The following is a 13,731-nucleotide window of genomic DNA, read 5'->3' as shown; positions in this document are numbered from 1 at the left end:
CTTTCTGAAATAAAAATGCCAAGTACAAATAGTACTCGGCACTTTATCCATTGTTATATTTTACACTCACCAGCAGCACAGGAAGCTTCTCCATCACCTGTCATCTTTAAAACAGGTTGAATACCTGCTATCTCTACTGCTTGATGCAACGTTCGGACGAAAACCTCATTCGGCTCTGCCCCTTTAATACCGTAACGATTTTTAAAAACAAAGAATGGCACACTTTGTACACCAAGCTGCTGTACATCATAGCGATCTTTATCTAAAGCTTCACTAAAATCATTGGACTCTATAACTTCCTTTGCAAGGTTGACATCTAAGTCAAGCGCTTCAATAACTGTTAATAGAAAATTAGAATCGTTTACATCTTCACCCTCTAAAAAGTATCCTCTCATCAGTGCTTCTGTATACTCCGAGTCTTTACCGAACTGTCTTACCCACTTTGCTAATCGATGTGCTGTTTCAGTATGAGCTGTTTTCATTTCTTCGAAGTTGTAGTGAAGCCCCACCTCCGTTGCTCGCATGGCTATGTTCATTGTCATTTTCTTTACTTCTTCTAGCGTTGAGTCAAATTTCGCTACCATTCCCTCATATAACATAGGTGCATTCTCCCTAGGTGTATCTGGCGCTATTTGAAATGCTTTATACTCAATCTCTACTTGCCCAGTATATCCAGCCGAATCGATGGCACGTTCCAATTCACGTTTACCGATATAACAGAACGGACAAGTAAAATCTGAGAAAATTTCAATTTTCATTTTCTACAGCCCTCCCTATCAATTACGCCCTAGCGTAATTGCGTCCGGATTTTTTTCGAGCTCGCTCGAAAAGCTCCTCTTTAAAATCCGTGACATCCGCCAGGGGCTTTATCTTGATTCAGCGGGCGTTTGTACACCCACTGAATAGGAAGAAAATTGCATTCCTATAGAGGTGGGAGTCTTCTGTATCTGTCGATATGCTTTCGATACAAAAAAACATTTGCTGAATCAAGATAAAATATCTATCCAAATTTTAATGGCAGTTGCTAAAATTAGCACTGCTAAAATAGCTTGTAAAACTTTTGTATTTAATTTTTTTCCTGCTCGTGCACCAAGAGGAGCTGCTATAAGACTTGCCACAATCATAATGATTGCAGGATAATAATCAACCTGCCCTGTCATCAGCTTTCCAATTGTTCCACCGATTGAGGAGATAAAGGTAATGGCAAGGCTAGAGGCAATCGTCATACGGGTTGGTATACCTAGTATCACCAACATAATAGGGACTAATAAAAAGCCACCAGCTGCTCCAACAATTCCAGAGCCAATACCAACAATAAATGCTAATATGGCAGCTACTAGTTTATTAAATGTCACCTCGTGCAATGGTTTGTCATCAATCTGCTTCTTAGGAATAAACATCATCACTGCGGCAATCAATGCCAATATGCCATAAACAATGTTAACGCCTGCCTCTGACAAAAATTTGGAGCCGAAGCTGCCGACGAAACTACCAACTAATATAGCACCACCCATATTAATAATAAGGAATTTATTCAAAAAACCTCCTTTACGATAAGCCCATACTCCAGCTATAGAGGCAAAAAACACTTGTACTGCACTTATTCCCGATACCTCATGTGCTGAAAATGCTGCGAATCCAAACAAAGGCGGAATATATAGTAACATTGGATATTTAATAATTGAACCGCCAATACCTAGCATCCCTGATATATATGAACCGATAAAACCAATCAAAAATATTGTTATGATCCATGTAATATCCATTTATTTTCCTTCTTTCTGTCAAATCCACTAAAGATAAAGCCAATATTTCAACTGCAAGTTTTCCACTTCCACACAGAATGTTTACTACGTTAAACAAATTATATTCCACCTGATAACAGAAGGGCTGCTCTATTCTTCTAGATAGACAGCCCTCACAAACCTTAAACTTTCTGAATTAAAAATGTCATGATACCAGCTTCTTCAGATTGACCTAGTATCGTATGACCACCAGCTTTAGCCCAAGCAGGAATATCTGCAAGAGCCCCTTTATCTGTTACTTGAACCTCTAAAATTTCACCTGAAGCTAAAGTATCCATAGCCTTTTTTGTCTTCACGATTGGCATAGGGCAGGATAAGCCCTTTGCATCTAGTTGTAAATTTGATTTCATATTTTTCTCCTTCAGATCGGCAAAGGTTGTAAGCGATTTTACCGATTGTCCTTGTTTTTTCATGACTGTACGAAGAATGAGCGCCTTCACTTCACGATATTTACATGCCACAAACATACATGCATACTCATTGCATTTCACCATGGTTGAACGATGGCCTTATCGAACTGCGCAGCGATTAGGTCCTATCTCCATCTCAGTTTGCTCGTCTAGCTCCGGTGTGATTTTCCCCATGTTTACCTGACGGATTTCTTGATAGGCATTAGGCTGCGGCGGCAATTGCTCTGTGACAATACTTCGGAATTCTGCTTCATCCTCAATATTTAATCCATGATTTTCTACGAATAACTGCCCTAGACGTTTAGCAACTGTCCCATCTTCATTTAACTCATCAATAATCATAAAATGTGCTGGTAAGACTACGAGATCATCAGAAAGTTCACGATAGCGCTTGTAAAGTGTATTACGTAAATCTCCTACCCAATCAGCAGCGAGCCCAGCTAAATCGGGACGACCAATTGAATCGATAAATAAAATATCACCCGTTAATAAATACTTGCTGTCCACTACAAAAGATGTTGAGCCAATTGTATGTCCTGGCGAATAAATGGCTCCTACATCTATGTTAGATGCACCAATTTGAACAGTCGTGCCATCGACTAAAGGTGTATAGTCAAAGACAACCTCCTCTGCATCTTTTGGTGGTAAATAATACACAGCACCTGTAGCTGCCGCGATATGACGCCCACCTGAAATATGGTCAGCATGTAAATGTGTATCCAAAACATATTTGATTGTCACGTTTTTCTCTTTCGCAAAATTTATAAATACATCAGTAAATCGAACGGCATCAATAATAGCAGCCTCTCCCTCAGAGATCACCATATAAGAAAGGCAGCCCTTCCCTAAACGCACAAACTGGTAAAGCTCTCCTCCACCTGTTAAATCACCTACTTTAATGGGTTCTAAATATTCACTCCACGTTTTCATTCCCCCATCTAAATAAGCAACATCACGACCCGCTTCTGATAGCATTTCTGCGACCATCACCGATGACCCCTCTTTGGCACAAACGACTAAAATATCCTTATTAGTCGGGATCTTTGGCAAAATATCCTCAACACCATCTAACAGTTCAAAATATGGGATATTCAGATACTCAAATCTATGACCGTCAATTTTCCAGTCTTCAAATGCATCTACATTACGTACATCTAAAATAAATAACTCTTCGTTATCAATTACTTTTTTAGCCACTTGTGCTGCGTTCCATTTTAGAACTGACATTCCCTTTACCCCCCAAGGTATTATTTTATTGAATTTTTTAGCGGAAAGGATATCCCTCTCCGCTTTTTCTTTGTTTTTTGCAGACAATTAGAATGACAATGACGGTGCAGCGTCCTTCGCAAACTCTAAGAATGTAACAGCTCCACCAACTTCAATACCATCAATAAAATCATCAGTTGTTAAACCCATTACATCCATTGTCATTTGACATGCGATAAATTTCACACCTAGTTCCTGCGCCATTTCCACTAATTGTGGGATGGCTGGCACATTAGCATTGGCAAAGCCCTGTGCAAAATGTTCCGCTCCAGCAGGCATCGGTAATGCATGCATACCTTGCTTATGAATAAAATTTAACCCTTCAAATGTGAAGAAGATGGCTACCTCTTTCTCCGAAGCTGCTGCTGCTGTTGCGATATTGAACACCTTATAAGCATCGAAAAGCCCACCATTACTCGCAATAATTGCTACTTTGTTTGACATCATAAATTCCTCCTAAATTGTTTTTATTAAATCGCCTTTCCAAGAAGTCATACCCGGCAAGACGTTAAATACCTTTGAGAACCCATGTGCGGCAAGTTTTTGTGCACCAAAATCACTTCGCTTCCCTGTGCGGCAAATAACATAAATCTCCTGATCTTGATTAAGCTCGAGAAGACGTGACTCTAGCTCACCCATCGGTATAGATTTAGCCCCTTCAATATGTCCAAAGGCAAATTCTGCTTCTTCACGCACATCAAGAATTAATCCTTCTTTACCTATAATTTGCTCTATATCAATTGTCTGCGGAAATGTTTTTTCCTCCATGACTTCATTTGAGCATTTACGAATATAATGCTTAAGCACATTTTCTTCTTCCGTAGTCCCAATATATTGGTGCCCCACAGTTTCAGCCCAAGCGGCAATATCAGCCTTTGACCCCTTATCTGTTGCCGATATTTCTAATATTTGCCCTTCCACTAGATCAGCCATTGCCTTTTTCGCCCTTACAATCGGCATTGGACAAGAAAGTCCTTTAGCATCTAGCTGAAAATCCACCTTAATACTCATAATTCTCCTCCTTATACCTATAAGGGTATTATTTTATTCAAAAAAATATAACACTTTTTTTACTTCACTTCACCATTCCAAGCAAGCATACCACCAACCATATTCGCAACATCAAAGCCATAGCTTTCTAAAAATTGAGCAGCTTGCCCACTACGACCACCTGAGCGACAAATCACAACATACGATTCATGTTTATTCAGCTCATGCATTCGAAATTCAAGTAAACCAAGTGGGATATGAATAATACCTGGAATATGTCCAGCCTCCACCTCATCTACTTCACGTACATCAATTAAATGGATTGGCTGACCTTGCTCTAATACCAGTTGCACTTCTTTTGCTGGAATCTCCTTCATGCTTCGTCTCCTCCTAATAGGCACTCATGCCACCACGGACATTTGTAACGCGTTCAAAGCCTTGTTTTTTTAATTGCTTACACGCCTGACTACTGCGCATGCCACTTTGACAAATGACAACTATTTCTTTACCCTTTGGCAATTGATTAAAACTAGAACCTAGCGGAATATTTTTAAACTGAGGGATATTACGTCCCTTATATTCAGCCGGTGTTCGTACATCGATAAAAACTTTATCTTTATCATGTAGAATATTTTTTAGTTGTGTCGCTGAGATTGATCGCACGCCTTTTACAGGCATCATTCTCCAGACTAAAAATGCAATAACAATTGCAATAATAAACCAAGTCTCCAAATCTAACTGCCTCCTTTTATACTATAAAGGGTATATCAATTACGCCCCAGCGTAATTGTGTCCGGATTTTTTTCGAGCTCGCTCGAAAAGTTCATCTTCAAAATCTATGACATTCGCCAGGGGCTTTATCTACTTTTCACCACTAAATCCATTGCCTCTTGGATAGCCATATTCATCTTTCCAGCATCTCCTTCAGCAGTCGTTACACAGTCTAATAAATTTTCACTAACAATAACGCCAATTGTTCGATCAACCGCAGAACGTACGGCAGATAGCTGTGTAATCACATCTTTACAGTGTTGTTCTTCCTCCATCATGCGCAATACACCGCGTAACTGACCCTCGATTCGCTTCACACGATTTGCTGTTTTTGGACCATATGCCACTCCGTTCATACCCCCTTTTCATTTGATTGACAGAACCTGCTTACGAGATTCATATTATACCCCGTAAGGTATATTGTCAACACAAAAGTTTTTTCTATATTCCCTCAAGGTTCTATCCGTCATTTCAGGATTTCAATCCATCAGTTTTAGAATTCTATCCGCCACTTAATGGTTCCTATCCATCTCAGCTACAGAAAAAACCCCGCTATGAGCCGTTACTCATAGCAGGGATTTCCGGTATTTTTATTTTGCTAATTGCATGGCTGGACCAAAGAATTCATAGTGAATCTTTTCATCTTTCACGCCAATTTCTTGTAAATGTTTAATAACAGCTTCCATAAAGCCAACAGGTCCACATACATAAACATCTGTGTTATCTACTACTTTTTCCGCTAATATTTCTTTTGTGATTTGCTTATCTTCGTCAGAGTATAACGCTGTATAAGTCGCATTAGGAAGTGCATCCACTTTTCCTTGAATATCATCGCTAAATGCTATAACTTTTTCATTACGTGCACATTGGATAAAGTTTACTTCATTTGCAGCATCATTTTTCAGTGATTGCAGCATACTGTTTAATGGCGTTACACCGATACCACCGCTGACAAATGTAATTGGAGCCGTAGTTTCTTCTAAAACAAATAACCCAGCTGGAACACTTACATCAACTAAATCCCCAACTTGTAAGTTATCGTGAATAAAGTTCGAAACTTTACCATTTGGCGTTTGATCACTTTCACGCTTCACCGAAATGCGATAGCCTTCTTCTGCGCTCGCCTGTGAAAGCGTGTATTGACGATTCATTAAATACTCTTCACCTGGTACTGTCACACGAATGCTAATGTATTGACCTGGTTCATAAACTGGTAGTGGTGAGCCATCTTCATTTTCAAAGTAAACAGAAGTAACAAGATCACTTTCTACTACTTTTTTCGCTACTTTTAATGGTTTAAATAAACGCCAACCGCCATTACCTTCAGCTTTTTGGTATAACTCTTCTTCTACTTGAATGAAAACATCTGCGATTACACCATAAGCCTCAGCCCATGCATTAATAATGTCATCTGTTGCCGCATCACCAAGCACTTCTTTAATGGCTTTTAATAAATATTCTCCAACAATGGGATAATGCTCAGGTAAAATACCTAAACTACGATGCTTATGTGCGATTAACATCACTGCTGGCAAAATTGCCCCTAAATTCTCAATATGAACAGCAGCAGCATAAACTGTGTTTGCTAACGCTGTTTGTTGACGACCTTTTTCTTGGTTTGTGTGATTAAAGATATTTAATAATTCCGGATGAGCTTGAAACATATTTTTGTAAAACGTCTTTGTAATTTCAACACCATGAACTTCTAATACAGGAACCGTCGCTTTAATAATTTGTACTGTTTCTTGTTTTAACATATCGCATACCATCCTTTCGTGATTACAATATATCGCTTTCATTCTTCAAAAGCAATATCTAAAATACATCTTTAACAAAATGGACATAATTAATGTATTTTAAATACATCTTAAAAAAAGTATTGAATTTATTATACTTCAAAGTAAAAATGCTATAATTATTGTGAACTACAGAAAGTAGGGTGTTCTTATGCGTCTAACTTTATACACAGATTACTCTCTTCGAACACTTATTTACCTAGGTGCGAAGGAAGACGGTGAATTATCAACCATTCAAGAAATTTCGGATGCTTATAATATATCAAAAAACCATTTAATGAAAGTTACCCATCAGCTCGGATTACTTGGCTACATTGAAACAATTCGTGGGCGAGGTGGAGGTATACGACTAGCAATTGATCCTAAAACTATCACAATTGGTGCAATAGTGCGTCAAACAGAAGAGGATTTTCATCTAGTGGAATGCTTTGATAAAGAAAATAATCTATGTAAGATTGCACCAGAATGTCAGCTAAAAGGTGTCTTAAATGAAGCTTTACAAGCCTATTTAGCCGTTTTAGATCGCTATACTCTTGATGATTTTTTACATTCGAAAGAAAAGTTGATGGCACTGTTGCTTGGCAAATAAAATACCCGCTCAACATAAGTTGGACGGGTATTTCTTTATAATCTATAATTTTTTTGAAAAGAAAATCATGTCTAATGCACGTATGCCATTTTCATAGATAGGCTCTGAATAAGAACTAAAAAAGTCCTTTTCGATTGCTTCCATACGAAAGCCTGCCTTTTGATAGAATGCAATATTATCAATACTTGAATTGGCAGTACCAACTAAAATTGTTTGATATCCTTTAGAGTGACAAATGCTAGTTATTTGTCGCAATGCTTCCTTGCCAAGCCCCTTCCCCTGATAATTTGGTACAATCGCAATATTTTTCAACTCCACTGCCTTGTCAGACTGTGCAAGAAGTAATGCTACCCCGGCTAATTGCTCACCACATCTAATTTCATACAAGTCACCATCATTTACATATTTCCTTACAGCTTCTTCACTTTCATCCGCTAATAATAGTTGTGGTAAATAGCTCTCGCGTGAGCCTTCCACCTCTACTAAGGCTGTACAATAACGGACAAAATCTGCACGTTCAAAAACATTTAAAACACATGGTTGCTTTTCTTTTACCTCTAACCATGCATGCTCCTCTGGAAAATCATTTTCTACGTCTAATCGGATAAATGGCAATTTTTCCTGTGCCTTTTGAGAACGAATATTGACCTGTCTCGCTCCTGCAAAAACCCGTTCTAGCCCTAACTCAAAAAATGCAATATCTAAAATGGCAGTTTTGGCTTCTATATTATAGCCCTTTCCCCAAAATTCATAGCCAAGCCACGAACCAATGTGACAGCTTTTTTTAGTGTGATCGATAAACATTAATGCTGTCACACCAATGAACTGTCCTTCTTCATTTAGGACAACCCGAGGAACAGTCTTTCCATCCTCTTCATCCACACATTCTCGTTTAATAAAGTTTATTGTGTCTTCTACTTTACCAGCAGGTAACCCTAGTGCATCTCGCACCTGTGGCATGGAAGACAATGCATGCATTGCTTCAGCATATTTAATATCATGTCTCACTAAAGTTACTGCCATTCTCTTTCTCCTTTTAGTTCATTCATCGTTGTATTTATGCCAGATATGCATCGGATTTTCATCATCCTTTACTGGCATATGAATCATTTGAAACGAACGTTCATTTTCTAATTTTAATAAATCTACATATACCTCACTAGATCGACTTAAGCCAACCGAAATAGCATCCTCTAAAGAATTTGCGAAATATGCCCTATCTACTCCCGCCATTGCCATCGCACCAAAACACATTGGACAAGGAGCCCCGCTAGCATACATAACAGTCCCTGTTAAATCCATTGATTGTAACTTTTCCTGTGCACGTCGAACAGCTAAAAGCTCCGCGTGACCAGTACTATCTGGGCGAAGATGTAACTCATTGACGCCTTCGCCTATAATTTCTTCATCCTTTACTAATACGGCCCCAAACGGTTGTCCACCTTGTTCTATGTTCACTAGAGCAAGTTCTACAGCTCGCTGCATCCACTTATTCATATATACTCTCCTTTAAAATCAATTATACGTAAGCTGCCAAGATACTCCAAAACGATCCTCAATCCACGTAAATCGCTTAGAAAAGCCATAATTATCAAGAGGCATTAACGCCTTTCCACCCTCTAGCATTTGAGCCGCGAGATGATTGATTTCTTCCACAGATTCACACTCCAGAAAAATAGAGACGGATGGTGTAAAAGTAAAATTATGCTGTATAACACTATCATTGACCATAATTTTCAGACTTTTCAAATCGAGTATAGCCATTGCTATTTGCTGCGAGTTTTCCATATATGTTAAGCTCTTGATTTCTAAATCCGAAAACCATTGTTGATATTGATGAATAGCTTCATTTGCTTGTCCCTGAAACATTAAAAAGGTAGTGGCACTTTTCATTTTGTCAACTCTCCTTCATATTTTGTAATCCATTGCATCGGTGTCATTTTCGCAACAAGTTCACCAATTAAATCGTACGGAATATTTTTTGAATTTGTAAAACGAATACAGCTCTTTCCCATATTGAGCTTTGTTGGTACACGCCTTGCATACTCCTCCTGAAACCAAGACAATAACTCCCTATCTGTATAAAGACCCATATGATAGACAGCTAAATGTCGTTTTTGTGCAGCAAGGCTAATGAAAGGAAGTGGTGTATTTGGTGTAACATGATAACCCTTAGGATACGTTGATAATGGGACAACATAGCTAATCATGTCATAATTCATTGTGCGTTCAAAGCCTTCAGGTAAATTTGTTTCCACCACATCTGCTAGCTTTGCAAAGCTTTCACGCCATTTTTCATCCACTTGCTCGATATATGTGTGCGTCATGCTCAGCCTCCTTTCTAATATAGTTATTTTGTACACAAACGTCTCGCTCAATCAATGCAAATTTGAAAAATCCCATAAAAGATATCATTTCGAATCGCACTTCTTTATTACCCTTTGTGGATAAATTTAAAATGAAATATATTTTGTAAATACGATACCATTTTATTACTAGAAATGACAAAAGAAATAGTACGATTATATTGTGCACCTCTAACTTTCCACGCCATTTTTATCTCTTATAATTTGCATACAAAAAAACGCTCGGATTATTCCACAAGCGTTTGAGTGCATAAATACTATTTTATTTTAAAAGTCGCTACTATGCTCTTAATTATCGGTATAGCTGTTCCCAATATCACAATCGGAAGGAACCACCAGCCAAGAGTTTCTATCTCCCCAATAGCAATTCGAACCATCTGAAATGATATTGCAGCAAAGATAATTAAACAAATGTTTTTTATTTCATTTAAAGTCTTACGGCTATTTAAATAAAATGCCTCAACATTATTTTCGTTTAAACGTGCTGGGTAATTGTGCATATGCGGAGCCCTTTCAAGCAGACTCAATAATATCCAGAGGAATATTCCAATAAACGGAAGAATAAACAGTTCTATTTTTGAGCCCCAACGATCCACTTCTCCTGCACCATTAAAATGGCCTGGAATCTCTTCAGGTATTTCACCCCACATGATAAAAATATAAAGGATGGACAGTACAAATATTCCACAACCAATAGAGTCCCATAGCTTTTCAAACTTTGTTTTTGGCAATTTCAAAATTGGTCTATACACCTTCTCACATCCCTAGTCGATTCTTTATTGATTCTACGTCACTACAGCACATTAAGTTTCAAATTTATGAGGATTGTCGTATTTGTTTATGTTCTATCATTAACTATCCGCTTTTGATACAAGTTAAGTACGTATTATTTCTATATTTTTTATCATTTTCTCTACAAATTACTTCCTTATTAGTTTTATTAATTAACGTGAAAATACTCTTAATACTTTGTAAAATTCATATAATCTGATATAAATGGTATATATACATATTTCATTTTTTTGTAACATTTATACTAAATTACTGAGAAAGGAAACTTCAACTATGCGATTTACTATCTACAAGAAATTAATACTCGGTTTTTTTATTGTTATTTTGGTTTTAGTTGGCACAATCGGGTTAAACATTAAACAGCTTAATTCCGTTAATCAAACATATCGTGTGTTACTTGAAGAACAAACTACTAGATCTATCAGTATTCAGGAGCTTCGAGCGATTGCGAAGCAAGAAATTGTAAGCCTAAGAGGGTATTTATTACTTGGAGATAAACAAAATCTTCAAAGCAACAATGAATCACGGGAAGAATTCAAAAAGAAATCAGAAGAGTTAATGGCATCTTTCTATACTAATGAATCTATTGAATTATTAGAGGCTATCAATAAAAGTGAGCAAAATGTCCAGCAATTCGCAGATCGCATGTTTTCCTTAAAGGCTGCTGGAGAAACAGAACAATACGAAAAGCTTGATAGTACACAGGGACGACTGATTATTAAGCAATTCGATGCACGCGTAGAAAACCTTGCCAATTATCAAAGTGAGTATATAGATGGTAAAATCGCTGCGACAACTAAAGAAATTCAATCGATTAAATTTCAAATGATTATACTTGGGGTGTTTGCTGTTGTCATTAGTCTGATAATTGCTATTACCATGGGTAGTCTTATTTCTCGACCTATTAAAGGGATGGCTAGAGCAGCACAAAAAATTGCCGAGGGTGATTTAACGGCAGAGCAAATTCGTATAAAGAATCGTGATGAGGTTGGTGATTTAGCACTTGCCTTCAATCAAATGGCTCTAAATTTAAAGGAACTCATTACAAATGTTCGTCACAATACTGTACAGGTAAGTGGCTCTGCTGCTGAATTAACAGCAAGTGCAGATCAAACAATCCAAGCAACAGAGCAGATTACTTCCTCGATACAGGAGGTAGCAAGTGGCTCTGAAGCTCAAGGTAAAAATGCTACTGAAAGCTCTGAAGCTATGAAAAATATGACAAGAGGCATTCAGCAATTGGCAACGACTACAGCTGCTGTTTCTGAGCTTGCAATGAAAACGAATGCTGAGGCTAACAAAGGTAATGATTCGTTACTCCGTGTTATTACACAAATGGATACAATTCAAACAGCCGTTTTAGAATCTGCGGGCGTTGTCAAAAACTTAGGGAACCACTCTGTAGAAATAGGTAATATTATTGATCTTATTACAGATATTGCAGAGCAAACAAATTTACTGGCATTAAATGCTGCAATTGAGGCAGCTCGTGCAGGAGATCATGGTCGCGGATTTGCTGTTGTTGCGGATGAAGTAAAAAAATTAGCAGAGCAATCTAAGCAATCTGCTGAACAAATTGCTAGCCTCATTTCCGAAATTCAGCATGATACAAATCGTGCGGTGTCTGTTATGGATACTGGTACACAAGAGGTTCAAACCGGCATACAAGTTGTAAAGGTAGCTGAGGAGGGCTTTTCAAAAATTGTTGAATTGATTGAACAGGTTTCCAAGCAAATTCAAGAAGCAACGACCGTTTCAGAAGAAATGTCTTCAAGTGCGGAGCAGATTTATACATCCTTCGACGAAATAGCAACAATTGCACAGATGTCTTCTTCTAACTTACAAAATGTAGCCTCTGCCTCTGAAGAACAGTTAGCCACAATTGAAGAGGTTGCTGCCTCTGCCGCTACACTTTCAAATATGGCTGAGGAATTACAAACTCAAGTTTCACGCTTTAAAATAGAATAAAATACCAAAAGAATCTGCCCGTTTTCTACATTGGTAAGTTGAAATATCTACTTCCCATAGAAAACTAGCAGATTCTTATCATTTATTATCTGCCTGAATTTTTTCTACTCCTTCTGCCTCAATGATATCTTTTAACTCGTCTAACACATCATCAAATTCTGTATGTCTACGTAGTAAAAATACCATTTCACGCTCAATCGGTAACCACGTTTCGATAGCAGCTTCATTGTGCTGAATTTGCGCTTCAAGTTTATCTAAAGCATTTGCTACTTTTGCTTCATACGTTTTCTTATGCTCAAATTCAAACCACAAATCATAAAATTGCTGACCTGTATCATTGCCTAGCAAACTTCTAATTTTTTCGATTGCTTTGATTTCATTTTCTCTCTTTTGTTCCTTTGCCCTTATATCATTCATCGTATCAAAGGCGGGAATATCGGTTGCATACACCTCCACTAAATCATGAATAATAATCATTTTTAATAAACGTTCGCTATTCACTTTTTGCGGTAAGTGTTCCTCAATAGCCATTGCCATTAATGCTACCCGCCATGTATGCTCGGCTACACTTTCCTGTCTCCCATCTGAAAGCCAGCTATGACGCAGCTCGCGCTTTAAGCCTTCTGCTACATGCAAAAATTTTAATGTGTTCTGTAAATCCATTAATGTATCCCCCTTTTGTACTTTATCCCTATATTTCTATAGCATATATTAGAATTTTTATTAACTCACGTAAATGGCCGTTCATAATGGAAATAAACCATTTCGCTTTATTCTAAAATAGGGATATTTCGAAAACGATTAGACAGAAAAAAATTAATTTTTAGAATATTATTGACAGATTCACAATATCCAAGTATGATTGCTTTCAACAACACATTGTAGGCCAAGATTGGAAATAGTAGAAGTGCCTGTGTACTTGTAGAGAGCCGATGGTTGGTGAAAATCGGTAGACACACATTTTGAACTCGTCCATGA

Annotated in this window: 18 protein-coding genes and 1 other annotated feature (1 of these 19 cut by a window edge); of the genes, 2 read left to right on the top strand and 16 right to left on the bottom strand. The window is 37.7% G+C overall.

Annotated features, from left to right (window positions below):
• Positions 1 to 53: 53 nt before the first annotated feature.
• The 10 genes from AC3WOM_RS04100 to hmpA all read right to left on the bottom strand — a co-directional run bounded on the left by AC3WOM_RS04100 (position 54) and on the right by hmpA (position 6,999).
• The gene (locus AC3WOM_RS04100) at positions 54 to 758 is read right to left on the bottom strand and encodes a DsbA family oxidoreductase (RefSeq protein WP_492445133.1); all 705 of its coding nucleotides are present in this window, start codon (positions 756 to 758) and stop codon (positions 54 to 56) included.
• 228 nt (positions 759 to 986) lie between these two features.
• Positions 987 to 1,766, bottom strand: a complete 780-nt coding sequence (locus tag AC3WOM_RS04095) for a sulfite exporter TauE/SafE family protein (protein WP_492445132.1) — start codon at positions 1,764 to 1,766, stop codon at positions 987 to 989.
• A 161-nt stretch (positions 1,767 to 1,927) separates the two neighbouring features.
• Positions 1,928 to 2,155 (bottom strand): sulfurtransferase TusA family protein, encoded by a 228-nt coding sequence (locus AC3WOM_RS04090; RefSeq protein WP_427537822.1) that lies wholly within the window; start codon positions 2,153 to 2,155, stop codon positions 1,928 to 1,930.
• A gap of 159 nt (positions 2,156 to 2,314) precedes the next feature.
• On the bottom strand, positions 2,315 to 3,442 hold the full coding sequence (locus AC3WOM_RS04085; RefSeq protein WP_492445131.1) for an MBL fold metallo-hydrolase: 1,128 nt from the start codon (positions 3,440 to 3,442) through the stop codon (positions 2,315 to 2,317).
• Between the two features lie 87 nt (positions 3,443 to 3,529).
• The gene (locus AC3WOM_RS04080) at positions 3,530 to 3,925 is read right to left on the bottom strand and encodes a DsrE/DsrF/DrsH-like family protein (protein WP_427537611.1); all 396 of its coding nucleotides are present in this window, start codon (positions 3,923 to 3,925) and stop codon (positions 3,530 to 3,532) included.
• A gap of 12 nt (positions 3,926 to 3,937) precedes the next feature.
• Complete coding sequence (locus AC3WOM_RS04075) at positions 3,938 to 4,492, bottom strand: sulfurtransferase TusA family protein (protein ID WP_492445130.1); 555 nt, start codon at positions 4,490 to 4,492, stop codon at positions 3,938 to 3,940.
• Positions 4,493 to 4,551: 59 nt separating this feature from the next.
• The gene (locus tag AC3WOM_RS04070; RefSeq protein ID WP_427537605.1) at positions 4,552 to 4,848 is read right to left on the bottom strand and encodes a rhodanese-like domain-containing protein; all 297 of its coding nucleotides are present in this window, start codon (positions 4,846 to 4,848) and stop codon (positions 4,552 to 4,554) included.
• Positions 4,849 to 4,861: 13 nt separating this feature from the next.
• Positions 4,862 to 5,203 carry a rhodanese-like domain-containing protein gene (locus tag AC3WOM_RS04065; RefSeq protein WP_492445129.1) on the bottom strand — a complete coding sequence of 114 codons (342 nt, stop codon included), beginning with the start codon at positions 5,201 to 5,203 and terminating at the stop codon, positions 4,862 to 4,864.
• 125 nt (positions 5,204 to 5,328) lie between these two features.
• On the bottom strand, positions 5,329 to 5,589 hold the full coding sequence (locus AC3WOM_RS04060; RefSeq protein ID WP_427537599.1) for a metal-sensitive transcriptional regulator: 261 nt from the start codon (positions 5,587 to 5,589) through the stop codon (positions 5,329 to 5,331).
• A 243-nt stretch (positions 5,590 to 5,832) separates the two neighbouring features.
• Positions 5,833 to 6,999, bottom strand: coding sequence for an NO-inducible flavohemoprotein (hmpA, locus tag AC3WOM_RS04055; RefSeq protein ID WP_492445127.1), 1,167 nt, complete (start codon positions 6,997 to 6,999; stop codon positions 5,833 to 5,835).
• A 190-nt stretch (positions 7,000 to 7,189) separates the two neighbouring features.
• Here hmpA and AC3WOM_RS04050 point away from each other — a divergent pair, with 190 nt between their 5' ends.
• Positions 7,190 to 7,627 (top strand): Rrf2 family transcriptional regulator, encoded by a 438-nt coding sequence (locus AC3WOM_RS04050; RefSeq protein ID WP_054771049.1) that lies wholly within the window; start codon positions 7,190 to 7,192, stop codon positions 7,625 to 7,627.
• A 42-nt stretch (positions 7,628 to 7,669) separates the two neighbouring features.
• Here AC3WOM_RS04050 and AC3WOM_RS04045 read toward each other — a convergent pair whose 3' ends face one another.
• The 5 genes from AC3WOM_RS04045 to AC3WOM_RS04025 all read right to left on the bottom strand — a co-directional run bounded on the left by AC3WOM_RS04045 (position 7,670) and on the right by AC3WOM_RS04025 (position 10,745).
• A complete protein-coding gene (locus tag AC3WOM_RS04045) occupies positions 7,670 to 8,650 on the bottom strand; it encodes a GNAT family N-acetyltransferase (protein WP_492445125.1) in 981 nt (326 codons plus the stop codon).
• 18 nt (positions 8,651 to 8,668) lie between these two features.
• A complete protein-coding gene (locus AC3WOM_RS04040) occupies positions 8,669 to 9,124 on the bottom strand; it encodes a nucleoside deaminase (protein ID WP_492445123.1) in 456 nt (151 codons plus the stop codon).
• 18 nt (positions 9,125 to 9,142) lie between these two features.
• Entirely contained in the window at positions 9,143 to 9,520 is a 378-nt protein-coding gene (locus AC3WOM_RS04035; protein ID WP_492445121.1) for a VOC family protein, read from the bottom strand.
• On the bottom strand, positions 9,517 to 9,954 hold the full coding sequence (locus AC3WOM_RS04030) for a DUF1801 domain-containing protein (protein ID WP_492445120.1): 438 nt from the start codon (positions 9,952 to 9,954) through the stop codon (positions 9,517 to 9,519). The genes AC3WOM_RS04035 and AC3WOM_RS04030 overlap by 4 nt, the downstream gene beginning before the upstream one ends.
• 296 nt (positions 9,955 to 10,250) lie before the next feature.
• Positions 10,251 to 10,745: a DUF1648 domain-containing protein gene (locus AC3WOM_RS04025; protein ID WP_492445118.1), complete on the bottom strand. Its 495-nt coding sequence runs from the start codon at positions 10,743 to 10,745 to the stop codon at positions 10,251 to 10,253.
• 313 nt (positions 10,746 to 11,058) lie between these two features.
• Here AC3WOM_RS04025 and AC3WOM_RS04020 point away from each other — a divergent pair, with 313 nt between their 5' ends.
• Positions 11,059 to 12,753: a methyl-accepting chemotaxis protein gene (locus tag AC3WOM_RS04020; protein ID WP_492445117.1), complete on the top strand. Its 1,695-nt coding sequence runs from the start codon at positions 11,059 to 11,061 to the stop codon at positions 12,751 to 12,753.
• A 78-nt stretch (positions 12,754 to 12,831) separates the two neighbouring features.
• On the opposite strand, the gene AC3WOM_RS04015 is transcribed toward AC3WOM_RS04020, so the two are convergent.
• Positions 12,832 to 13,416, bottom strand: a complete 585-nt coding sequence (locus AC3WOM_RS04015) for an HD domain-containing protein (RefSeq protein ID WP_427537575.1) — start codon at positions 13,414 to 13,416, stop codon at positions 12,832 to 12,834.
• Positions 13,417 to 13,632: 216 nt separating this feature from the next.
• Positions 13,633 to 13,731: a binding site (T-box leader), on the top strand (it continues 138 nt past the right edge of the window).

The sequence above is a fragment of the Lysinibacillus sp. FW301-JW8 genome (assembly GCF_058788755.1).
Note: the sequence above shows the minus strand (reverse complement) of the source record. Positions and strands in the feature narration are given on the sequence as shown.

Coding starts and splice junctions, on each gene's coding strand:
- AC3WOM_RS04100 (WP_492445133.1), bottom strand. CDS start 758: ATGAAAATTGAAATTTTCTCAGATTTTACTTGTCCGTTCTGTTATATC.
- AC3WOM_RS04095 (WP_492445132.1), bottom strand. CDS start 1,766: ATGGATATTACATGGATCATAACAATATTTTTGATTGGTTTTATCGGT.
- AC3WOM_RS04090 (WP_427537822.1), bottom strand. CDS start 2,155: ATGAAATCAAATTTACAACTAGATGCAAAGGGCTTATCCTGCCCTATG.
- AC3WOM_RS04085 (WP_492445131.1), bottom strand. CDS start 3,442: ATGTCAGTTCTAAAATGGAACGCAGCACAAGTGGCTAAAAAAGTAATT.
- AC3WOM_RS04080 (WP_427537611.1), bottom strand. CDS start 3,925: ATGTCAAACAAAGTAGCAATTATTGCGAGTAATGGTGGGCTTTTCGAT.
- AC3WOM_RS04075 (WP_492445130.1), bottom strand. CDS start 4,492: ATGAGTATTAAGGTGGATTTTCAGCTAGATGCTAAAGGACTTTCTTGT.
- AC3WOM_RS04070 (WP_427537605.1), bottom strand. CDS start 4,848: ATGAAGGAGATTCCAGCAAAAGAAGTGCAACTGGTATTAGAGCAAGGT.
- hmpA (WP_492445127.1), bottom strand. CDS start 6,999: ATGTTAAAACAAGAAACAGTACAAATTATTAAAGCGACGGTTCCTGTA.
- AC3WOM_RS04050 (WP_054771049.1), top strand. CDS start 7,190: ATGCGTCTAACTTTATACACAGATTACTCTCTTCGAACACTTATTTAC.
- AC3WOM_RS04045 (WP_492445125.1), bottom strand. CDS start 8,650: ATGGCAGTAACTTTAGTGAGACATGATATTAAATATGCTGAAGCAATG.
- AC3WOM_RS04040 (WP_492445123.1), bottom strand. CDS start 9,124: ATGAATAAGTGGATGCAGCGAGCTGTAGAACTTGCTCTAGTGAACATA.
- AC3WOM_RS04035 (WP_492445121.1), bottom strand. CDS start 9,520: ATGAAAAGTGCCACTACCTTTTTAATGTTTCAGGGACAAGCAAATGAA.
- AC3WOM_RS04030 (WP_492445120.1), bottom strand. CDS start 9,954: ATGACGCACACATATATCGAGCAAGTGGATGAAAAATGGCGTGAAAGC.
- AC3WOM_RS04020 (WP_492445117.1), top strand. CDS start 11,059: ATGCGATTTACTATCTACAAGAAATTAATACTCGGTTTTTTTATTGTT.
- AC3WOM_RS04015 (WP_427537575.1), bottom strand. CDS start 13,416: ATGGATTTACAGAACACATTAAAATTTTTGCATGTAGCAGAAGGCTTA.